A 20,332-nucleotide genomic window follows, 5' to 3' on the forward strand; every position below is an offset into this window, starting at 1 on the left:
AGCCACAGAATCAGCGACGTTGATTAACCTGATACCACATCATCGCTGATAGAGGGAGTCCTTCGGCCTCCAGCGGGAGCAAGCTCCCTCGCCACAGACTTTGTGTTGATTACAACTCAGCCGCCAACCGCGAACCCTGGTTGATCGCACGCTTGGCATCCAGCTCCGCCGCCACGTCCGCGCCGCCGATCAAGTGCACGTTCTGCCCGGCCGCAACCAGACCGTCGTGCAACTCGCGCAATGGATCCTGCCCGGCGCAGATCACGATGTTGTCCACCGGCAGCACCTGCGGCTCGCCGCTTTCGCCGATGCGGATGTGCAGGCCTTCGTCGTCGATCTTCAGGTACTCCACGCTGTTGAGCATTTGCACCTTTTTGTTCTTCAGACCGGTTCGGTGAATCCAGCCAGTGGTCTTGCCCAGGCCGTCGCCGACCTTGGAGGTCTTGCGTTGCAGCAGGAACACTTCGCGGGCCGGCGCATGCGGCGCAGCCTTGATGCCCGCGACACCGCCACGCGCTTCAAGGTGCGTATCGATGCCCCACTCCTTCCAGAACGCTTCGCGGTCCTGACTGGTGGCCACGCCTTCGTGCACGAGGAATTCCGACACGTCGAAACCGATACCGCCAGCGCCGATTACCGCGACGCGTTTGCCCACCGGTTTACGCTCGAGGATCACGTCCAGGTAGCTCAGCACCTTGGCGTGCTCGACACCCGGAATCGCCGGCACCCGTGGCGCGATGCCGGTGGCCAGGATGATTTCGTCGTAACCGCCCTCGACCAGCTGCGCCGCGTCCACACGGGTGTTCAGGCACAGCTCGACGTTGCTGGTCTGCAACTTGCGGTTGAAGTAGCGCAGGGTTTCGAAGAACTCTTCCTTGCCCGGCACGCGCTTGGCGATGTTGAACTGGCCGCCGATTTCGCTGGCCGAATCGAACAGCGTCACCTGATGACCGCGTTCGGCGGCCACGGTGGCGGCGGACAGCCCCGCAGGACCGGCGCCAACCACGGCGATTTTCTTGATCTGCTGCACCGGCAGGTAATTGAGTTCGGTTTCATGGCAGGCCCGCGGGTTCACCAGACAACTGGTCAACTTGCCGCCGAACGTGTGATCCAGGCAAGCCTGGTTGCAACCAATGCAGGTATTGATTTCATCGCCACGGCCGGCCGCCGCCTTGTTGACGAAGTCCGGGTCGGCGAGGAACGGCCGCGCCATCGACACCATGTCGGCATCGCCTTCGGCCAGGATCTGCTCGGCGACTTCCGGGGTGTTGATGCGGTTGGTGGTGATCAGCGGAATGCTCACCGAACCACGCAGTTTCGCGGTGACCTTGCTGAACGCCGCACGGGGCACTTTGGTGGCAATGGTCGGAATCCGCGCTTCGTGCCAGCCGATGCCGGTGTTGATGATGGTCGCGCCCGCCTGCTCGATGGCCTTGGCCAATTGCACGATTTCTTCCCAGGTGCTGCCGCCTTCCACCAGGTCGAGCATCGACAGGCGGAAGATGATGATGAAGTTCGGGCCGACCGCTTCGCGCACCCGACGGACGATTTCCACTGGCAGGCGCATGCGGTTTTCGTAGGCGCCGCCCCAGCGGTCAGTGCGATGGTTGGTGTGGGCCGCGAGGAACTGGTTAATGAAATAACCTTCGGAACCCATGATTTCGACGCCGTCGTACTCGGCTTTTTGCGCCAGGGTCGAGCAGGTAACGAAATCGCTGATCTGCTTCTCGATGCCTTCCTCGTCCAGCTCTTTAGGCTTGAACGGGTTGATCGGCGCCTGGATCGCGCTCGGCGCCACCTGTTTCGGACTGTAGGCATAACGCCCGGCATGCAGGATCTGCATGCAGATCTTGCCGCCCGCCTCGTGCACCGCGCGGGTGACGACCCGGTGTTTGAGCGCTTCTTCCTCGGTGGTCAGCTTGGCCGCGCCCGAGTAAACCCCGCCCTCATCGTTCGGGCCGATACCGCCGGTGACCATCAGACCTACGCCGCCACGGGCACGTTCGGCGAAGTACGCGGCCATGCGCTCGAAACCGCCGGGCTTTTCCTCGAGACCGGTGTGCATCGAGCCCATCAGGGTGCGGTTGCGCAACGTGGTAAAACCCAGGTCCAGCGGGGCCAACAGGTGCGGGTAATGAGCGGCGGCCATCGGTAACTCCACAACGAGCGATCACGGAAAAATTGCAGGAGCTCTTCGGCCCCCGTCGGTCATGTTCGACAGACTAAGAGTCGCACTGCTGTCACTCAATGACCGTAACTGACAACTTATTGATCCAAATGCGCAACGCCCCTTGGCAAGCGCAGGCATGGGCCCTACCCTAGTCGCGAACCCTGCACACGGCCGCTGACTGTTTTCCATGCGCAAACTTCTGTACCTGACCCTCTCCATGGCGTTGATCGCCGTTCTGACGACCTACGCGATGTGGGCCGCGGACCGTCCGGTGGGTCATTACCTGTCGGACCTGCGCATCAATCTTGCGGTCGATCAGGGCACGCCCGCCAATCATGGCAATCTGCTGGGCATCCAGCCCGAGCTGTTCCCCACCGACTATCAAAGCCCCGAACGCCTGCACCGCAAGCTCGCGGCCTACTTGCAGAAAGCCCAGGACCAGGGCCTGCTGAATGAAAAAACCATTGTTGTGCTGCCCGAACATGTCGGCACCTGGCTGATGGTCAGCAGCGAGAAAGACGAGCTGTACCAGGCCAGCACCCTCAAGGAGGCCATGAACTGGCTGGCGGTGAGCAACCCGCTGCAGTTCATTCGCGCCCTGATCAGTGCCGAAGGCAGCAACCGTCTCGACGACGCGCACTTGCGGATGAAAGCCAAACGCATGGCCAAGGATTACCAGGCACTGTTCGGTGGCCTGGCGAAAGAATTCCACGTGACCCTGGTGGCCGGTTCCATCGTGCTGCCCGAGCCAAGCGTCAGCGACGGCACCCTGCACATCGGTCACGGCGCGCTGTACAACAGCAGCGTGGTGTTCGGTCGCGACRGCGTGCCAATCGGCCAACCCCAGCGACAAGTGCACTCGACGTTCGCTGGACGCGGCACGCTCCAAGGCAATTCCGATCATCCGGTCAACGTCGTCGACACCCCGGCAGGACGCCTCGGCGTGCTGATCGGCAGTGACAGCTGGTACCCCGACAACTACCGCAAACTCGACAACCAAGGCGCGCAACTGGTGGCGGTCCCGGCGTTCGTCGTCGGGCGTGGGTCCTGGGATCAACCGTGGCGCGGTTATAAAGGCCTGCCCACACCGAGTTCTGTCAGCCTCAAGGCCGGCGAACTCAGTGAAGGTCAGGCCTGGCAGCGGCTGACGCTGATCGCCCAACCACCGGCCAGCCAGAGCATCGCCGGCATGAGCGTGTTCCTGCGCGGTCAGTTCTGGGACAAGAGCAGCGCCGGTCAAAGCTTCCTCAGCAGCAACGGGCAGCATTTCGCCGACGGCGATGCCCGCGGCGCGCAATTGCTGAACCTCTGGTTGTAAGCGATGAAACCGCAGCCGATGCGCCTCGGGGATCTGTCGGTGGGCTTCGTCCATAGCCTGGCCGATGCCGTGCGCAGTCATGGCCTGGACCCACAACCGTTGCTGGAACAATACGGCCTCGACGCCGCGCGACTGGCCGAAGCCGGCGCCCGCCTCTCAATCCCGCGTTACATGCGCCTGGGCCACGGCGCCATTCAACTGACCGACGACCCGGCGCTGGGCTTGCGCATGGGCCAGCTCAGTCGCCTGAGCCAGGTTGGCCTCGCTGGCGTCACCGCCGCCCAGGCCCCCACCGTGCGCGAAGCGGCGCGCTGCCTGATTCGTTTCGAAGCGCTGTACGGCTCCAACTATCGAGGCCAGTCGAGCTTTCACGAAGACGCCCAAGGCGCCTGGCTGCGGTTCTATTCGATCAGCCCCTATAACGCCTACAACCGCTTCGTGGTGGATTCGATCATCGCTGGCTGGTTGCAGCAATTGTCCAGCGTGAGCCCTGCCCCGCTGCGCGCCGAACGAATCGAGATCGAATTTGACGCGCCGGATTACCGTGAAGCCTATGCCGTACTCGGCGACTGTCCGATTCAGTTTGGCGCCGAACAGAATCAACTGCGCCTGAGCCTGGACAGCCTCGCCCAGCGCAACCCGGAGCACTGCCCGAGCACCTGGCGGCACCTGCTGCAACTGTGTGAACGGGAACTTGAGCAACTGACACGCACCCGCAGCCTGCGTGAACGCATCACTCAGTTGCTGGGCCCGTTGCTCAATGGTGGCCGGGAACCCGACCTGGAAGAAGTGGCGGCACGCCTGAAGCTGCCAACCTGGACCTTGCGCCGCAAACTCGCCGAGGAAGGCACGCAATTTCGTGCAATTCTCAACGATACACGCCGCGACCTGGCCATGACCTACATCCGCGACACTGAACTGGCGTTCGGCGAAATCGCTTATCTTCTGGGGTTTGCCTCAGCCGAAGCCTTTCAGCGCGCCTTCAAACGCTGGAACGGCCAGACGCCCGGCGAGTTTCGCCGCAGTCATCGCAATTACAGTTCGGTAGCGTCTTCGGCCGGCTCCAGCGGGTCCAGTTCAAAGGCCTGATACTCGAGCAGTTCTTCTTGATAATCGTCCATTATTAAACCCCCATCGCTTGTTGAAAAAATCGCTTGAATAAATGACCAACGCTTTGAGCATAAAGTGCCCGCATGAAAGAAAAATGACGCGGGCACGACACTACGTCGCTACTGAATAAAACGTAGCAGGTGGTCAGGAATTTATCACTGGATTTTTCGATACGGGCTGTGGGAATACAGCCCGACTTGATGTGGATCAGTCTTGAAAGACGTTACGGGAGCGGTATCGTCTGACCCGCCCCCATAACAAGCAAGCCCATTACTGGCCGGAGACAGGCATCGCCGAAATCGGCTCGGTCGGCGGCGGCAGCGTGCTCGAGTCCGCTACTGGAGTGACCGTTTCCGTGGACGACGTCGGCTCGGTGCTCTTGGTCGGGGTAATCGGCGCTGTTTCAGCAGGCGGCACAACAGGCTCCGAAGCGGCTGGAGCGGTTTCGGCAGGTGCAGGCGTCGGTGTGGCTGCCGGCGCTGGAGCAGGTTCTGCCGCCGGGGCTGGAGTCGGCGCCAACTGAGCCGGCGCAGCCTTGGGTTCAGGCACACCCAGATCTGTTTTCGGTTTCTCGACGATGTGCGCTGCCTTCTTCGCTTCCGGCGGAAGGAACAACTCGACCAGAGTAAAGAAACGCTCGTAGAACTTGGCCGAGGACACAGTTTCACTGGCGACCTTGACCATCGAGTCGTCAGACGAGCCGATCGGCATCGATACCGAGCCCAACACGCCGACGCCGAGGCTGGCGGAGTTGTTGGTCTTTTTCAGCGCATAACGGTCCTGCAGGGCATTGGCGAACACGGTCGCATGGTGCCCCTCGCTGCCGTCATCGGCACAGACCACATTGAAACTGATCTCCATATGGGTTTCGCCGGTCTGCTGGAAGCTCTTGTGCCCACTGATCAGTTTCGGATCGCTGCTGGTGATGATGTAACCCTGGCTGAGCAATGCCCGACGGGCGGCCTCGCAGGTCTGCGCATCGGTCACCGGGTAGCTGCGCGAAAACGTCCCGGAGTCGTCGAAGTTCTCATGCTCATAAACGGCGGCTTTCTTCGACGAACAACCGGCAGCGGCGGCCAGCACCAAGGCCAGCCCGACAACACGCATGGGAATTGATTTAAACATTGAACATCCTGAGGAAAACGGTTCGGGGCGTATTGTGCAACAGATCGATGCTTAGCGGAGTATCGATTGTGTCTAAAAACGGCTACAGACTCATTGACCGTGATATCAGGAGAAAGTCCCGACGGAGCAAAAATCAAAGATCGAAGCCTGCGGCAGCTCCTACAGGGGTCGGGTTCCTCTGTAGGAGCTGCCGCAGGCTGCGACCTTTTCGTGTCACCCACAAAAAACCCCAACCTTTCGGCTGGGGTCCTTTGTGTCGCGCAAAACTCAGTCAGGCATCAGAAACGCTTGATCTCAGCCTCACGCTCCAGCAGCTTGCGGTAGGCCGCGAAGTCTTGCTGGCCAATGCGCGAGGCGAGGAAGCGACGGTATTGAGCCTTCTCTTCTTCGGTCGGCGCAGCGCCTTCATTCACGCCGTTCAGACGCACGACCACCAGGCTACCATCGGCCAGGGTCACGCTGCTGAAGGTCGGCTTGTCCTTGGAGACTGGCTTGGGCATGCGGAACAACGCTTGCAGCACGGCTGGGTCGACCCCTTCCTGAGCGCGAGTCGCGGTTGCGGTGACTTTCCAGTTCTGACCATCGATCGCCTTGTCCAGTGCAGTCTTGCCATCACGCAAGCTGGCGATCAGTTGATCGGCCTTGGTCTTGGCGGCGGCACTGGCGTGCTCCTTGGTCAATTGCACGCGGATGCTGGCAGCCACGCTTTCCAGCGGCAGTTGCTCAGGCTTGCGGTGCTCCTTGGCGCGCAGCACGATCACGGTTTCCGGGTCCAGCTCGATGGCGGTGCTGTTGGCACCCTCATCCAGCACTTCAGGACTGAATGCAGCGGTCACCACGGCACGATTGGCCGCAACGCCTTCGCCACCTTCACGGCCGAATGGCGCGGACGTGTGGACGGTCAGCTTCAGGTCTTGTGCCGGCTGGGCCAGATCAGAGGACTCGAACGAGGAGTCTTCCAATTGCTTGGTCGCTTCGACGAAACGCTGCTCGACCTGCTGGGTTTTCAACTCGCGGGTCAGCTTGTCTTTCAGGCTGGCGAACGTTGGCACTTCAGGCGCTTCGACACCCAACAGCTTGATCAGGTGGAAACCGAAGTCAGTGCGAACCGGCTCTGAGACCTGATCCTTGGCCAACGAATACAGGGCTTTTTCAAACGCTGGATCGTAGACGCCCGGACCGGCAAAACCGAGGTCACCGCCGTTGTTCGCCGAACCTGGATCCTGGGAGAACTCCTTGGCCAGCGCCTCGAAACTCTCGCCTTTGGCCAGGCGCGCCTGAACTTCTTCGATCTTGGCCTTGGCTTGCGCCTCGGTCACCTTGTCGTTCACTTCGATCAGAATGTGCGCAGCCCGGCGTTGCTCGGACAGGTTCGCGGTTTCTTTCTGATACGCCGCTTGCAAGTCTTCGTCCTTGACGCTGACCTGATCGAAGAAGGATGCCTTTTTCAATTCAAGGTAATCGATGACCACCTGATCCGGCGACATGAACTCCTTGGCGTGTTCGTCGTAGTAGGCCTTGACCTCATCGTCGGTCAGTTTCACTGCCGCCGGGTCTGCCTTGATGTTCACGGTGGCGAAATCGCGGGTCTGTTTTTCCAGACGGGCGAAGGCCAACACCTGTGCATCGGTGACGAAACCGCTACCGGCCAGGCCAGCGCGCAGCTGACCGATCAGCATTTCCTGAGCCAGCATCTGACGGAATTGCAGACGGCTGTAGCCCAGTTGACGGATCACCTGGTCGAAACGCTCGGGGCTGAACTTGCCGTTCACCTGGAACTCAGGCGTTTGCAGGATCACCTGATCCAAAGCGGCTTCGGAGAAAGCGAATTTCGATTTTTCTGCGCCTTGCAGCAGCAGCTTGCGATCGATCAGGCCTTTGAGGGCCGCCTCGCGCAGCATTTTTTCGTCGAGCAAGGAAGCATCGAAATCCTTGCCCAGCTGTTGCATGAGCTGACGGCGTTGCATATCGACCGCCTGGCTCAGCTCGTTCTGGCTGATTTCTTCGCCGTTAACCTTGGCCGCTTCATTTTTGTGCGTCGTGGCCCGAAAAATGGCGTCGAAACCGGTCAAAGCCATCAGTGCAACGATGACCCCGATAATGGTCTTGGCAATCCAGCCTTGTGAATTGTCCCTGATATTCTGCAGCATGCGTCCCCCAGAAACGGTTGAACTTCAAAATTAGGCAACCGTGGAGCGTGGGTAGAATCCGGATAGAAGAAAGGCGCATCCGAGGATGCGCCTTCTCGTAACTGGCGGAGCGGACGGGACTCGAACCCGCGACCCCCGGCGTGACAGGCCGGTATTCTAACCGACTGAACTACCGCTCCGCTGCCAAGTCAGGAATGACCCCGACCCGGATAGGCAAAAACCTGAATCGAACTTAGTTGACAGCTTCTTTCAGTGCTTTACCGGCTTTGAAACCTGGTTTTTTGGCTGCTGCGATTTCCAGCGTCTTACCGGTCTGTGGGTTACGACCGATGCGAGCTGGACGATCAGTCACGGAGAAAGTACCGAAACCAACCAGAACAACAGAATCACCAGCCTTGAGAGCGCCAGTGACGGATTCGATTACAGCGTCCAGCGCACGGCCAGCAGCAGCTTTCGGGATATCAGCGGATGCAGCGATAGCATCAATCAGTTCCGACTTGTTCACTCTAAGTCCCCTTATATCTATTTGAGTTTGATTCTAAGTTTTTTGGTGAAAGCAAAAAAACGAGTGCTGAATGGCCTACAGACACTTAAGAGCCGCTTTATAACAAGGGCTCTAAAAAACTGTCAAGGAAGCCCCCCAGGCAAATGCGTACTAATGCGTGCTAATTCTTTCCTTAGAGTCAGACTCGCGTTTGTCATCCTTTGCAACGATCTCCGGAACCACATCCGGTAAGGGTTCCGGCGCGTATTGCAGCGCAATTTGCAGGACCTCGTCAATCCATTTAACGGGTTTAATCTGTAGATCTTGCTTGATGTTGTCAGGAATTTCCTTCAGATCGCGTACGTTCTCTTCAGGAATGATCACCGTCTTGATTCCGCCACGGTGAGCAGCCAGCAGTTTTTCCTTCAAACCACCGATCGCCAGCACCTGACCACGCAAGGTGATTTCGCCAGTCATGGCGACGTCCGCTCTTACAGGAATGCCAGTCAATGCCGACACCAGGGCCGTGCACATGCCTACACCGGCGCTAGGGCCGTCTTTCGGGGTCGCCCCTTCAGGCATGTGGATATGCGTGTCGCGCTTCTCGTGGAAGTCCAGGGGAATCCCCAGGCTCTTCGCGCGGCTGCGGACAACGGTCAGGGCTGCGGTGATCGATTCGACCATCACGTCACCCAGAGAACCGGTCTTGATCAATTGGCCTTTACCCGGCACGACTGCGGCTTCGATGGTCAGCAATTCGCCGCCCACCTGGGTCCACGCCAGGCCGGTGACCTGACCGATCTGATCCTGCTGTTCAGCCAGGCCGTAACGGAATTTACGCACGCCCAGGAAGTGTTCCAGCATCTCGGCAGTTACCTTCACCGAGAAGCGTTTTTCCAGAGCATGCTCTTTGACCGCCTTGCGGCAAACCTTGGCAATCTGGCGCTCCAGCCCACGTACACCGGCTTCGCGGGTGTAGTAGCGAATGATGTCGCGGATCGCTTCGGCGTCGAATTCCAGCTCGCCTTTCTTCAGGCCGTTGGCAGCAATCTGCTTGGGCGAAAGGTATTTGACGGCGATGTTGATCTTCTCGTCTTCGGTGTAACCCGGCAGACGAATCACTTCCATCCGGTCCAGCAGCGCCGGTGGAATATTCATCGAGTTGGAGGTGCACAGGAACATCACATCGGACAAGTCGTAGTCGACTTCCAGATAGTGATCGTTGAAGTTGTGGTTCTGCTCGGGGTCGAGCACTTCCAGCAACGCCGACGCCGGATCGCCACGCATGTCGCTGCCCATTTTGTCGATTTCATCGAGCAGGAACAGCGGGTTGCGGACGCCCACCTTTGTCATCTTTTGAATCAATCTTCCTGGCATCGAACCGATATAAGTCCGGCGATGACCACGAATTTCCGCCTCATCACGCACGCCACCGAGGGCCATGCGGACGAACTTGCGGTTGGTGGCATGCGCAATCGACTCAGCCAGAGAGGTTTTACCTACCCCTGGAGGACCGACCAGGCACAATACCGGACCACGAATCTTCTTCACGCGCTTCTGCACGGCAAGGTATTCGAGGATCCGCTCTTTGACTTCTTCCAGACCGTAGTGGTCGGCGTCGAGAATGTCTTCGGCCCGGGCCAGGTCCAGGCGCACTTTGCTCTGGGCTTTCCATGGCACTTGAACCAGCCAGTCGATGTACGAACGCACCACGGTCGCTTCCGCGGACATTGGCGACATTTGCTTCAGCTTGTTCAGCTCGGCCTGAGCCTTGGCCAACGCGTCTTTCGGCAGACCGGCGGCATCGATGCGCTTCTTCAGCTCTTCGATTTCGTTGTGGCCTTCGTCGCTGTCGCCCAGTTCTTTCTGAATGGCCTTCATCTGCTCATTCAGGTAGTACTCACGCTGGCTGCGCTCCATTTGCTTCTTAACGCGGCCGCGAATGCGTTTTTCGACCTGCAGCAGATCGATCTCGGCATCCAGCAACGCCAGAACGTGCTCGACCCGGGCCGACAAATCGATGATTTCGAGGATTTCCTGCTTCTGCTCGATCTTCAGGGCCATGTGTGCGGCCATGGTGTCGACCAGGCGGCCCGGCTCGTCGATGCTGTTGAGCGACGACAGGACTTCAGCGGGGACTTTCTTGCCCAGCTGCACATATTGTTCGAACTGAGCCAGCAGGCTGCGGACAAACACTTCCGATTCGCGCTCAGGCGCTTCGGTTTCGTCGATCAGCGAGACTTCGGCACGGCAGTGGCCGTCGACTTCGCTGAAGCGCTCCACGGCGCCCCGCTGCTCACCTTCGACAAGAACCTTGACGGTGCCGTCAGGCAGCTTGAGCAGCTGCAGAACGGTAGCAATGGTGCCTACGCGATAAAGTGCTTCTTCACCGGGATCGTCATCAGCAGGATTCCGCTGAGCCAGCAGAAGGATCTGCTTGTCGCCCGTCATCGCTGCCTCGAGAGCTTCGATGGATTTCTCGCGCCCCACGAACAGCGGGATAACCATGTGCGGATAAACCACGACATCACGCAATGGCAAGAGAGGCAATTCGATGGTCGTCTTCATGATTTCGCCTCTACGGCGGCCATAAGGCCGTAAACAGATGGAAGTAAGCTTGAAACCAAGATGGGGGCTGTTTTCAAAAAAAACAAGCGGATAAAAGAATCACTTAAAAAATCAGGGCTTACGGTAGCGCCTGCGCTTATCCCGGCGCATCCAGAAAATCAGGTTAGCTGCCCCGTCTCCCACAATAGCAAAGGGGCCCGAAGGCCCCTTCTTTATTCCAGCAGTGTGACGCTTAAGCGTCTGGCGCTGCCTTGGCAGTCGGCTCACTGTTCTCATAGAGATACAGCGGCTTGGACTTGCCTTCTATAACGCTTTCGTCGATCACTACTTTACTCACCTCGGACTGCGAGGGGATTTCATACATAGTGTCGAGCAATACACCTTCGAGAATCGAGCGCAGGCCACGGGCACCGGTTTTGCGTTCCAGGGCACGTTTGGCGACCGATTTCAGCGCGTCGGCCCGGAATTCCAGGTCCACGCCTTCCATCTCGAACAGCTTGGCATACTGCTTGGTCAGAGCATTTTTCGGCTCGGTGAGAATCTGCATCAGCGCAGCCTCATCAAGCTCGTCCAGCGTGGCAAGTACCGGCAGACGACCGACGAATTCCGGGATCAGACCGAACTTGACCAGATCGTCAGGCTCGACTTCACGCAGGGACTCACCAACTTTCTTGCCTTCTTCCTTGCTGCGCACTTCTGCGTTGAAGCCGATGCCGCCACGGGTGGAACGGTTTTGAATAACCTTTTCCAGACCGGAGAATGCACCACCGCAGATGAACAGGATGTTACGGGTGTCGACCTGAAGGAATTCCTGCTGCGGATGCTTGCGACCACCTTGAGGCGGAACGGAAGCGACCGTACCTTCGATCAACTTGAGCAGGGCCTGCTGCACGCCTTCACCGGAAACGTCCCGGGTGATCGACGGGTTGTCAGACTTGCGCGAGATCTTGTCGATCTCATCGATGTAGACAATGCCCATCTGAGCCTTTTCTACGTCGTAATCGCACTTCTGCAGCAGCTTCTGAATGATGTTCTCGACATCTTCACCCACATAACCCGCCTCGGTGAGGGTGGTTGCGTCGGCGATGGTGAACGGAACGTTCAGCAAGCGGGCCAGAGTTTCGGCAAGCAGGGTTTTACCCGAGCCTGTCGGGCCGATCAGCAAGATGTTGCTTTTGCCGAGTTCGACGTCGTCATTCTTTTTGTCGCGCTGGTTCAGACGCTTGTAGTGGTTGTACACCGCTACGGCCAGAACCTTTTTCGCACGTTCCTGACCAATCACGTACTGATCAAGGATGCCGCTGATTTCTTTAGGCGAAGGCAATTTATGCGCGCTGCTTTCGGCCTGGGCTTCCTGCACCTCCTCACGGATGATGTCATTGCACAGGTCGACGCACTCGTCGCAGATAAAGACCGAGGGGCCGGCAATCAATTTGCGTACTTCATGCTGGCTTTTGCCACAGAAGGAGCAATAGAGCAGTTTGCCGTTGTCCTCGCCGTTGCGGGTGTCAGTCATTCGATCGATCCAAATCCGATAGGCTTGCAACACAAGATGAAGGCAATTGCAGGCTTTTTCAAGCCCGCAGGCGGTCAGTTACCCCGACCACCTACATTTGGGCTGCTTAGGCGGGCATTTTACGCTTGTCGATCACGGAGTCGATCAGGCCATATTCAGCCGCACGCTCAGCGCTCATGAAGTTGTCGCGTTCGGTATCGCGCTCGATGGTTTCGAGGCTCTGACCGGTGTGATGAGCCAACAGCTGGTTCAGACGCGAACGAATGTGGAGGATTTCCTTGGCATGGATGTCGATATCCGACGCCTGACCCTGGAAGCCGCCCAACGGCTGGTGAATCATCATGCGCGAGTTCGGCAGGCAGAAACGCTTGCCGGCAGCACCACCGGCAAGCAGGAAGGCACCCATGCTGCAGGCCTGACCGATGCAGGTGGTGGAAACGTCTGGCTTGATGAACTGCATGGTGTCGTAGATCGACATGCCCGCAGTCACCGAACCGCCTGGTGAGTTGATGTAAAGATGGATGTCCTTGTCCGGGTTTTCCGCTTCAAGGAACAGCAGTTGCGCCGCAACCAGGTTGGCCATGTAGTCTTCTACCGGACCCACCAGGAAGATCACTCGTTCCTTCAACAGGCGCGAGTAGATGTCATAGGCACGTTCGCCACGGGCAGACTGCTCGATAACCATCGGGACCAGACCGCCTGCGGCCTGGATGTCAGAGCTCTGATAATAAGAATTGCGGGACATGTCTCGCAGTCACTCCCAAATAGTTATGTCTTGAATACGCATAAGCCAGCACGAAGGCTGGCTTATGGTGTGTACTTCTTACCGCAAAACCAATCAGTCGGCTTTTGGAGCTTCTACCGGCTTGACCGCTTCTTCGTAAGAGACCGATTTGTCGGTCACGCTAGCTTTCTGCAGAACAGTATCCACAACTTGCTCTTCCAGCACAACCGAACGGACTTCGTTCAGTTGCTGGTCGTTCTTGTAGTACCAGGACACAACCTGCTCAGGCTCTTGGTAGGCCGAAGCCATTTCCTGAATCATCTCGCGAACGCGGGCTTCGTCAGGCTTGAGGTCGAATTGCTTGACCACTTCAGCCACGATCAGACCCAGCACTACGCGGCGCTTGGCTTGCTCTTCGAACAGCTCGGCCGGCAGTTGGTCAGGCTTGATGTTGCCACCGAACTGCTGAACAGCCTGCACGCGCAGACGGTCGACTTCGTTGGACAGCAGAGCCTTAGGCACTTCGATCGGGTTGGTGGCCAGCAGACCGTCCATCACCTGATTCTTGACCTTGGATTTGATCGCCTGACGCAGTTCGCGCTCCATGTTCTTGCGAACTTCGGTGCGGAAGCCTTCCAGACCGGTTTCCTTGATGCCGAATTGAGCGAAGAACTCTTCGGTCAGCTCTGGCAGTTTAGGCTCGGAAACGGTGTTCACGGTCACGGTGAACTCAGCAGTTTTGCCTGCCAGGTCGAGGTTCTGGTAGTCCTCTGGGAAGGTCAGGTTCAGAACGCGCTCTTCGCCGGCTTTAGCGCCAACCAGACCCTCTTCGAAACCAGGGATCATGCGGCCGGAGCCCAGCACCAGCTGAGTACCTTTGGCAGAACCGCCTGCGAACACTTCACCGTCGACCTTGCCGACGAAATCGATATTCAGCTGGTCTTCGTTCTGGGCAGCGCGATTGGCCACTTCAAAACGGGTGTTCTGCTTGCGCAGGACTTCCAGCATCTTGTCCAGATCGGCGTCAGCCACTTCGGCGCTCAGGCGCTCGACGGTGATGCCTTCGAAGCCGGCAACGGTGAACTCAGGGAACACTTCGAATACAGCAACGTATTCCAGGTCCTTGCCCGCTTCCAGGGTTTTAGGTTCGATCGAAGGCGAACCAGCCGGGTTCAGCTTCTGCTCGACGACAGCTTCGTAGAAGGAAGACTGGATCACGTCGCCCACGGCTTCTTGACGCGCATCAGCCCCGAAACGCTGACGGATCACGCTCATTGGCACTTTGCCTGGACGGAAGCCAGCGATCTTGGCCTTTTGGGCAGTCTGCTGCAGACGCTTGTTGACCTGAGTCTCGATGCGCTCAGCCGGCACGGTGATGCTCATGCGGCGCTCAAGAGCAGAAGTATTTTCAACAGAAACTTGCATGGATATTCCTCGTTGCACAGACGTTAGCCGGCCGTTTCCGACCCCAGAATCAAGGGCATGCATTCTAGTGGGTCAAACTCAAGAAGTCACCCTACTGAAAACGGGTAAAAAAACAGCAGGCAATTTATAGGCGGGGACAAACGGTTGTGCCTCGCCCTGTTAGCAAATACAACCAATCAAGCCAGGGCTCTGCACCCACCTTCCTATATATAGAAGGAATCGGCAATCCGTCCCTGACAGCCAACCCCGCGAGGGGATCGGCGGGCAAATCGGGCATCATCGAGAAACATAAATACGACGAAGCGACCTGCCCCTGCGGCCCACAACCTGCAGCCGTCGACACTCAATCCACTGAAACAAAAAAGGCGCCAGACTGTTAAATCTGGCGCCTTTCTGAATATGGGGTGGACGATGGGGATCGAACCCACGACAACGGGAGTCACAATCCCGTGCTCTACCAACTGAGCTACGCCCACCATATTGCGTGACAAAGAAGCCAAACAACTTCTTTGTTGAACCTCAATCACGCCAAGCGGCATGAGTGAAGCTTTATTTGGTGCGGATGAAGAGACTCGAACTCTTACGCCTCGCGGCGCTGGAACCTAAATCCAGTGTGTCTACCAATTCCACCACATCCGCGGGTTGAAGCTGTTAAAGCAAAGGCGCCAGATTATTAATCTGGCGCCTTTCGAAATATGGGGTGGACGATGGGGATCGAACCCACGACAACGGGAGTCACAATCCCGTGCTCTACCAACTGAGCTACGCCCACCATATCGCGCTACTTGTGCCAATGCTGCCTAATGGCGCACCCGGCAGGACTCGAACCTGCGACCATCCGCTTAGAAGGCGGATGCTCTATCCAGCTGAGCTACGGGCGCCTTGTTAATCTGTACCCTTGAAGGACTACAAACTAAGTGCTTTTCAGTCTTGCGAAACCGTAACTCCGCTCGACCTTCTTAACCAGTGCTAGGCTGTGCCCGACAAGTGCGACGAATAGTATAGAGCCCCCTGAAGGTCGTCAAATCCTTTTTGAAAAAAATTCATTTAATTAAAGGAGTTAGGGGAATTTGCAGACCAAGCGCCTTTGCCCTCACCTCATGACATGCGAGAATGCGCTCTCTTTTTTTCCCCTCTCGATGGTTAATCACGCGCAATGACTGCACAACTAATCGACGGCAAATCGATCGCCGCCAGCCTGCGCCAGCAGATCGCCCAACGAGTCGCCGAGCGTCGCCAGCAAGGCCTGCGCACGCCCGGCCTCGCGGTGATCCTGGTCGGCAGCGATCCTGCCTCTCAGGTTTATGTCTCGCACAAGCGTAAAGACTGTGAAGAGGTCGGCTTCCTATCCCAAGCCTATGACCTGCCTGCCGACACCACTCAAGCAGCACTGACCGATCTGATCGATCGCCTGAACGACGACCCGGCAATCGACGGCGTTCTGCTTCAGCTGCCTCTACCTGAACACCTGGATGCCTCCAAATTGCTGGAGCGCATTCGTCCCGACAAGGACGTCGACGGTTTCCACCCTTATAACGTCGGTCGTCTGGCCCAGCGCATTCCGCTGCTGCGCCCGTGCACGCCCAAAGGCATCATGACGCTGCTGGAAAGCACCGGCGTCAATCTTTACGGGATGGACGCAGTCATTGTCGGGGCTTCCAACATTGTTGGTCGTCCGATGGCGATGGAACTGCTGCTGGCCGGGTGCACCGTGACTGTCACCCACCGCTTCACCAAGGATCTGGCCGGCCACGTCGGTCGCGCCGATCTGGTAGTGGTTGCCGCCGGCAAGCCGGGCCTGGTCAAAGGTGAGTGGATCAAGGAAGGCGCGATCGTGATCGACGTCGGCATCAACCGTCAGGAAGACGGCAAACTGGTCGGCGACGTGACTTACGAATCCGCCCTGGCCCGTGCCGGCTGGATCACTCCGGTACCGGGCGGCGTCGGCCCGATGACCCGCGCCTGCCTGCTGGAAAACACGTTGTACGCCGCCGAAACACTGCACAGCTGAGTTCACTCTCACCCTGCTGCACCCAAAAGTACCCCGCCCATCGCGGGGTTCTTTTTGCCTGTAGCAAACAGCTCGCTCACAGAGGTCGGACAACTGCAAAGCAAAACAGTAAAGAAAGAGTTACAGCATTAAATATTCTTCACTTTTACCCCCCGTCTTACAGGCGCCTATGGCTTTCCTGGCACATACTCCTAAAATGCGTCGTTTTTAAGAAACAGCCCGTTACAGAACGGCATATCCACCCTTTATGAGTCTGCCAGCGTGAAAATCCGTCTTTCCATCCTGAGCCTAGTTTTTGCAGTTACAGGGACTTTCATCACGCCAACGGTCAACGCCGCTGAAACCACCGCGGCACCACGAGACAATTCACAACTGAAGATCGCGTCCGGCAGCGCTTTGCTGATGGATCTGCAAACCAACAAAGTCATCTATGCCAGCAATCCTGACGTCGTCGTACCCATCGCGTCTGTCAGCAAACTGATGACCGGCCTGGTGGTCGTAGAAGCGCGGCAGAACATGGACGAATATATTCCCGTCAACATCAGCGACACCCCGGAAATGAAAGGCGTGTTCTCCCGAGTCAAACTCCAAAGCGAATTGACGCGCCGCGAGATGCTGCTGATCGCCCTGATGTCATCGGAAAACCGTGCCGCCGCAACCTTGGCGCATCACTATCCGGGCGGTTACGTCGCATTCATTGCCGCCATGAACGCCAAAGCCAAGGCGCTGGGCATGACCAGCACCCACTTCGTCGAACCGACGGGCCTGTCCCCCCGCAATGTGTCCACCGCCCGCGACCTGAGCAAACTGCTGATCGCCGCGCACAAGTACCCGCTCTTGACCGAGCTGAGCACGACCAAGGAAAAAACCGTTACATTCCGTAAACCCAACTACAGCCTGGGTTTCCACAATACCGACCACTTGATCAACAAGCCGAACTGGGACATCAAACTGACGAAAACCGGGTTTACCAACCAGGCCGGTCACTGCCTGGTGCTGGTGACCAGCATGGGCAACCGTCCGGTTGCGCTGGTGATTCTCGATGCCTTCGGCAAGTACACGCACTTTGCCGATGCGACCCGGATTCGTAGCTGGGTTGAAACCGGCAAGAGCACCAACGTGCCGTCCGTCGCCCTGCAATACAAGTCAGACAAGAACCTCAAGCATCGCCAGAGCGGTGTGATTGAAGCCTCAAAATAAGGTCGAAACATCCGTAAATGAAAAGCCCCGAATATTCGGGGCTTTTTTTGTCCGGCGGTCAATCATTGGGCAACGGCATCTGATCGTCATCCGGAATGCCATCCCCGGCACTCGGGTCTCGCCAGCCCTGCGGATGCTTCGTCGGCACCACGGTCGGCCTGGCCAAGGGATCCCTTAGCGGGCTGTCCGGATCCATCACCGGGTCCAGGTCCGCCTCGGGGGTTGTTGGAACGCTTTCGGGAGGGTCCGAATGTTTGTCGTCGAAGCTCGAATCGGTAGACATATGCACCTCTGACTAAGACTTGGGTTTCAGATTACCGAGCGGGTCGTAAGGCTTTGCCGGTGTCTTCTTGCCCTCTTCACCCGGTTTTATATCTTTGGGTGCCCTGGCAGGTCCGATGGGGTCGACCTGAGGATCGGCAACGTCTGGAGAGTCGGGGTCGAACCCCAACTCATTATCGGACGAATGCTCGGACGAGTGTGGGCCGACGGGGGTATTGGATTGAGCCATGGACGCCTCCTGGTCACGGCCCGGCGAGAAACCCGGGCCCTTTACATCAGAGGCGAACAACGCCGAGTAGTGCCCGGCGGATGACAAACGGAAACTACTGCGCGCTCAGCGCCTTCTTCGCCCTGGCTGCCGCTTGCTCCTGACCTGACTGGGCAAGATCGTTCGCCGCTTTCAGCCAGCGCTGCTGATCGACGTTGGCCGGAATCTGGTCCGGCTTCTGGATCAAAACGGCCCAACCGCCTGCATTCTCGAGCGCCGACTCAAAGGCGCTGAACCCCATCAGCAACCGACGATCCATCCCGGTGCGCAGCAACACGGTCTGCTTCTGACGGTTGTAACCGGCAAGAATGGCGTATCGCGGCCCGGCCCAGAATGCCGAGCCTTCAGTAATGCGTACCATCACCGGATAACCGGCCGCGACCTGGGTCAGCAGTGCCGGTAATTGGCTGTCGAGGGGATAGACCACCATTCCGTATTCGCGGGCGAGGTTTTGCATGTTCTGCTGCAACCGGTCTTCGGCACCCGGTAAATTCAGGGGCTTTTCGAGCAGCCCCGGAGTTATCACGATGTCCTGTTGGGACAACAGGCTGGCCAGCACTTGAGGCCCGCTTTGATAACTTTGCCCGCGGTAGAACGTACCGCTGAGTTCGACACGCTCCGGCAGACGCTTGATCTCAGGCGCTACGCTCCCCGCGCAACCAGCCAGGCCGGCAACGCAGCCAATGATCAGTGCCAAAGATCGAATTCGAGAAAATACCCGCACCATCATCACTCTCTTGTTCAGACGCCAGGCGATCACGCAGCCGGCTTGGCCGTCGATAATAGGATGCCGCGCGACAGCGGTATAGCCTTAACCGGCAGTTGTTTGCCTCCGATAGAGCGAACGGGTTGATGACAGGCGACCTTTGGTCAATAGCCTGAAACACAGCAACGGCTAGACTGTCCTTTACCAAGGAAGAGCGCGCGCCCGCTGCAGGGCAAAGAGGAGGCACTGATGAGCCTGACAATGACCATTGTGATGTTGATTTCCGGCTGGCTGGCAGTGGCCGCCGCCATGTTGTGGGGCGTTTTGCGCATTACCCGTCGGCACCATCACCACCCAGTTCAACCGGCGGCCGTGGCCAAAACCGATAAACCGGCTACACACCCCATCACCGCGCACTGACTGGCGCCTTTCAGTCGTACAAACAAAAAACGGCCGCCTGGACTCTCGCGAGTGCAGGCGGCCGTTTCGTTTATCGGCGATTAAGCTTCTGCGGCGACGCGCCGCTGTTTGGCCCGCCGCGACAGCATGTTCAAGCCTTCGATCGTCGCCGAGAACGCCATGGCCGCGTAGACATAGCCTTTCGGTACGTGGGCGCCGAAACCTTCGGCGATCAGCGTCATGCCGATCATGATCAGGAAGCCCAGCGCCAGCATCACCACCGTCGGGTTGTCGTTGATGAACTTGGCCAGCGGGTCAGCAGCCAGCAACATCACCAGAACCGACACCACCACCGCGATGATCATGATCGGCAAATGCTCGGTCATGCCGACAGCGGTAATGATGCTGTCGATGGAGAACACCATGTCCAGCATCAGGATCTGACCGATTGCGGCGGCAAAGCCCAGGGTCACGGTCGAGGTGGCCGACGTCGGATCTTCCGGCGACGGGTCCATGCTGTGATGAATCTCGGTGGTCGCCTTCCACAACAGGAACAGGCCGCCGGCGATCAGGATCATGTCTTTCCAGGAGAACGCGTGGCCGAGAATGTCGATCACCGGTTCAGTCAACTGGACGATGAACGCGATGGTGCTCAACAGCGCCAGGCGCAGGATCAACGCCATGCCGATACCAACGCGCCGCGCCTTCTGGCGATGCTGTTCGGGAAGCTTATTGGTAAGGATCGAGATGAAGATCAGGTTATCGATGCCGAGCACGATTTCCATCACCACCAACGTGGCCAGGGCGACCCAGGCGGTGGGGCTTGCAGCAAGTTCTAAAAGGTATTCCATGGGTCAGTCCTGACTCGTTGCAGAC

17 protein-coding genes and 5 tRNA genes are annotated in these 20,332 nt (G+C 58.1%); 5 read left to right on the forward strand and 17 right to left on the reverse strand.

The genetic code is table 11. The features are described from left to right. Nucleotides 1–109: 109 nt before the first annotated feature. On the reverse strand, nt 110–2,149 hold the full coding sequence (locus AC1D2Q_RS01995; RefSeq protein ID WP_477812068.1) for an oxidoreductase: 2,040 nt from the start codon (nt 2,147–2,149) through the stop codon (nt 110–112). 208 nt (nt 2,150–2,357) lie between these two features. Between AC1D2Q_RS01995 and AC1D2Q_RS02000 the strand changes: the two genes are divergently transcribed. Together AC1D2Q_RS02000 and AC1D2Q_RS02005 are read left to right on the forward strand one after the other, a co-directional pair. Beyond that, on the forward strand, nt 2,358–3,488 hold the full coding sequence (locus AC1D2Q_RS02000) for a carbon-nitrogen hydrolase family protein (protein ID WP_477812069.1): 1,131 nt from the start codon (nt 2,358–2,360) through the stop codon (nt 3,486–3,488). A gap of 3 nt (nt 3,489–3,491) precedes the next feature. Continuing rightward, entirely contained in the window at nt 3,492–4,577 is a 1,086-nt protein-coding gene (locus tag AC1D2Q_RS02005) for an AraC family transcriptional regulator (protein WP_477812070.1), read from the forward strand. 291 nt (nt 4,578–4,868) lie between these two features. On the opposite strand, the gene AC1D2Q_RS02010 is transcribed toward AC1D2Q_RS02005, so the two are convergent. The 12 genes from AC1D2Q_RS02010 to AC1D2Q_RS02065 form a co-directional block, all read right to left on the reverse strand. Further along, nucleotides 4,869–5,723 (reverse strand): DUF2242 domain-containing protein, encoded by an 855-nt coding sequence (locus tag AC1D2Q_RS02010; protein WP_477812071.1) that lies wholly within the window; start codon nt 5,721–5,723, stop codon nt 4,869–4,871. A gap of 278 nt (nt 5,724–6,001) precedes the next feature. Then, entirely contained in the window at nt 6,002–7,873 is a 1,872-nt protein-coding gene (locus tag AC1D2Q_RS02015; protein WP_477812072.1) for a SurA N-terminal domain-containing protein, read from the reverse strand. Nucleotides 7,874–7,975: 102 nt separating this feature from the next. Further along, nucleotides 7,976–8,052, reverse strand: a tRNA-Asp gene (locus AC1D2Q_RS02020). Nucleotides 8,053–8,105: 53 nt separating this feature from the next. Then, complete coding sequence (locus AC1D2Q_RS02025; protein WP_002552737.1) at nt 8,106–8,378, reverse strand: HU family DNA-binding protein; 273 nt, start codon at nt 8,376–8,378, stop codon at nt 8,106–8,108. 150 nt (nt 8,379–8,528) lie between these two features. Further along, nucleotides 8,529–10,925 (reverse strand): endopeptidase La, encoded by a 2,397-nt coding sequence (gene lon / locus AC1D2Q_RS02030; RefSeq protein WP_007940400.1) that lies wholly within the window; start codon nt 10,923–10,925, stop codon nt 8,529–8,531. A 232-nt stretch (nt 10,926–11,157) separates the two neighbouring features. Then, nucleotides 11,158–12,441 (reverse strand): ATP-dependent Clp protease ATP-binding subunit ClpX, encoded by a 1,284-nt coding sequence (gene clpX, locus AC1D2Q_RS02035; protein ID WP_018925424.1) that lies wholly within the window; start codon nt 12,439–12,441, stop codon nt 11,158–11,160. Between the two features lie 106 nt (nt 12,442–12,547). Continuing rightward, on the reverse strand, nt 12,548–13,186 hold the full coding sequence (clpP, locus tag AC1D2Q_RS02040) for an ATP-dependent Clp endopeptidase proteolytic subunit ClpP (RefSeq protein ID WP_018925423.1): 639 nt from the start codon (nt 13,184–13,186) through the stop codon (nt 12,548–12,550). Nucleotides 13,187–13,279: 93 nt separating this feature from the next. Then, nucleotides 13,280–14,590, reverse strand: coding sequence for a trigger factor (gene tig, locus AC1D2Q_RS02045; protein WP_477812073.1), 1,311 nt, complete (start codon nt 14,588–14,590; stop codon nt 13,280–13,282). 400 nt (nt 14,591–14,990) lie between these two features. Beyond that, nucleotides 14,991–15,066, reverse strand: a tRNA-His gene (locus AC1D2Q_RS02050). 78 nt (nt 15,067–15,144) lie between these two features. After that, nucleotides 15,145–15,229: transfer RNA gene (locus AC1D2Q_RS02055), tRNA-Leu, on the reverse strand. 57 nt (nt 15,230–15,286) lie between these two features. Beyond that, nucleotides 15,287–15,362 (reverse strand) — tRNA-His (locus tag AC1D2Q_RS02060). A 32-nt stretch (nt 15,363–15,394) separates the two neighbouring features. Further along, nucleotides 15,395–15,471: transfer RNA gene (locus AC1D2Q_RS02065), tRNA-Arg, on the reverse strand. Between the two features lie 275 nt (nt 15,472–15,746). Between AC1D2Q_RS02065 and folD the strand changes: the two genes are divergently transcribed. Both folD and pbpG read left to right on the forward strand, forming a co-directional pair. Next, a complete protein-coding gene (gene folD, locus AC1D2Q_RS02070; RefSeq protein WP_477812074.1) occupies nt 15,747–16,601 on the forward strand; it encodes a bifunctional methylenetetrahydrofolate dehydrogenase/methenyltetrahydrofolate cyclohydrolase FolD in 855 nt (284 codons plus the stop codon). 261 nt (nt 16,602–16,862) lie between these two features. Further along, entirely contained in the window at nt 16,863–17,801 is a 939-nt protein-coding gene (gene pbpG, locus AC1D2Q_RS02075; protein WP_477812075.1) for a D-alanyl-D-alanine endopeptidase, read from the forward strand. Between the two features lie 58 nt (nt 17,802–17,859). Here pbpG and AC1D2Q_RS02080 read toward each other — a convergent pair whose 3' ends face one another. The 3 genes from AC1D2Q_RS02080 to AC1D2Q_RS02090 all read right to left on the reverse strand — a co-directional run bounded on the left by AC1D2Q_RS02080 (nt 17,860) and on the right by AC1D2Q_RS02090 (nt 19,135). After that, nucleotides 17,860–18,084 (reverse strand): hypothetical protein, encoded by a 225-nt coding sequence (locus AC1D2Q_RS02080; protein WP_253421288.1) that lies wholly within the window; start codon nt 18,082–18,084, stop codon nt 17,860–17,862. A 12-nt stretch (nt 18,085–18,096) separates the two neighbouring features. Then, the gene (locus AC1D2Q_RS02085) at nt 18,097–18,312 is read right to left on the reverse strand and encodes a DUF6021 family protein (protein ID WP_086945071.1); all 216 of its coding nucleotides are present in this window, start codon (nt 18,310–18,312) and stop codon (nt 18,097–18,099) included. A 94-nt stretch (nt 18,313–18,406) separates the two neighbouring features. Next, on the reverse strand, nt 18,407–19,135 hold the full coding sequence (locus AC1D2Q_RS02090) for a cysteine peptidase family C39 domain-containing protein (RefSeq protein WP_477812198.1): 729 nt from the start codon (nt 19,133–19,135) through the stop codon (nt 18,407–18,409). 171 nt (nt 19,136–19,306) lie between these two features. Here AC1D2Q_RS02090 and AC1D2Q_RS02095 point away from each other — a divergent pair, with 171 nt between their 5' ends. Next, on the forward strand, nt 19,307–19,477 hold the full coding sequence (locus AC1D2Q_RS02095; RefSeq protein ID WP_477812076.1) for a hypothetical protein: 171 nt from the start codon (nt 19,307–19,309) through the stop codon (nt 19,475–19,477). 80 nt (nt 19,478–19,557) lie between these two features. On the opposite strand, the gene AC1D2Q_RS02100 is transcribed toward AC1D2Q_RS02095, so the two are convergent. Continuing rightward, nucleotides 19,558–20,307 (reverse strand): TerC family protein, encoded by a 750-nt coding sequence (locus tag AC1D2Q_RS02100; protein WP_477812077.1) that lies wholly within the window; start codon nt 20,305–20,307, stop codon nt 19,558–19,560. Between the last annotated feature and the right edge of the window lie 25 nt (nt 20,308–20,332).

It is taken from the genome of Pseudomonas sp. P1_A1, assembly GCF_056406935.1.

What these genes read in the sequence shown, in the direction of transcription:
- AC1D2Q_RS01995 (WP_477812068.1), bottom strand. Translation starts at nt 2,149, where the DNA reads ATGGCCGCCGCTCATTACCCGCACCTGTTGGCCCCGCTGGACCTGGGT.
- AC1D2Q_RS02005 (WP_477812070.1), top strand. Translation starts at nt 3,492, where the DNA reads ATGAAACCGCAGCCGATGCGCCTCGGGGATCTGTCGGTGGGCTTCGTC.
- AC1D2Q_RS02010 (WP_477812071.1), bottom strand. Translation starts at nt 5,723, where the DNA reads ATGTTTAAATCAATTCCCATGCGTGTTGTCGGGCTGGCCTTGGTGCTG.
- AC1D2Q_RS02015 (WP_477812072.1), bottom strand. Translation starts at nt 7,873, where the DNA reads ATGCTGCAGAATATCAGGGACAATTCACAAGGCTGGATTGCCAAGACC.
- lon (WP_007940400.1), bottom strand. Translation starts at nt 10,925, where the DNA reads ATGAAGACGACCATCGAATTGCCTCTCTTGCCATTGCGTGATGTCGTG.
- clpX (WP_018925424.1), bottom strand. Translation starts at nt 12,441, where the DNA reads ATGACTGACACCCGCAACGGCGAGGACAACGGCAAACTGCTCTATTGC.
- clpP (WP_018925423.1), bottom strand. Translation starts at nt 13,186, where the DNA reads ATGTCCCGCAATTCTTATTATCAGAGCTCTGACATCCAGGCCGCAGGC.
- tig (WP_477812073.1), bottom strand. Translation starts at nt 14,590, where the DNA reads ATGCAAGTTTCTGTTGAAAATACTTCTGCTCTTGAGCGCCGCATGAGC.
- folD (WP_477812074.1), top strand. Translation starts at nt 15,747, where the DNA reads ATGACTGCACAACTAATCGACGGCAAATCGATCGCCGCCAGCCTGCGC.
- AC1D2Q_RS02080 (WP_253421288.1), bottom strand. Translation starts at nt 18,084, where the DNA reads ATGTCTACCGATTCGAGCTTCGACGACAAACATTCGGACCCTCCCGAA.
- AC1D2Q_RS02085 (WP_086945071.1), bottom strand. Translation starts at nt 18,312, where the DNA reads ATGGCTCAATCCAATACCCCCGTCGGCCCACACTCGTCCGAGCATTCG.
- AC1D2Q_RS02095 (WP_477812076.1), top strand. Translation starts at nt 19,307, where the DNA reads ATGAGCCTGACAATGACCATTGTGATGTTGATTTCCGGCTGGCTGGCA.
- AC1D2Q_RS02100 (WP_477812077.1), bottom strand. Translation starts at nt 20,307, where the DNA reads ATGGAATACCTTTTAGAACTTGCTGCAAGCCCCACCGCCTGGGTCGCC.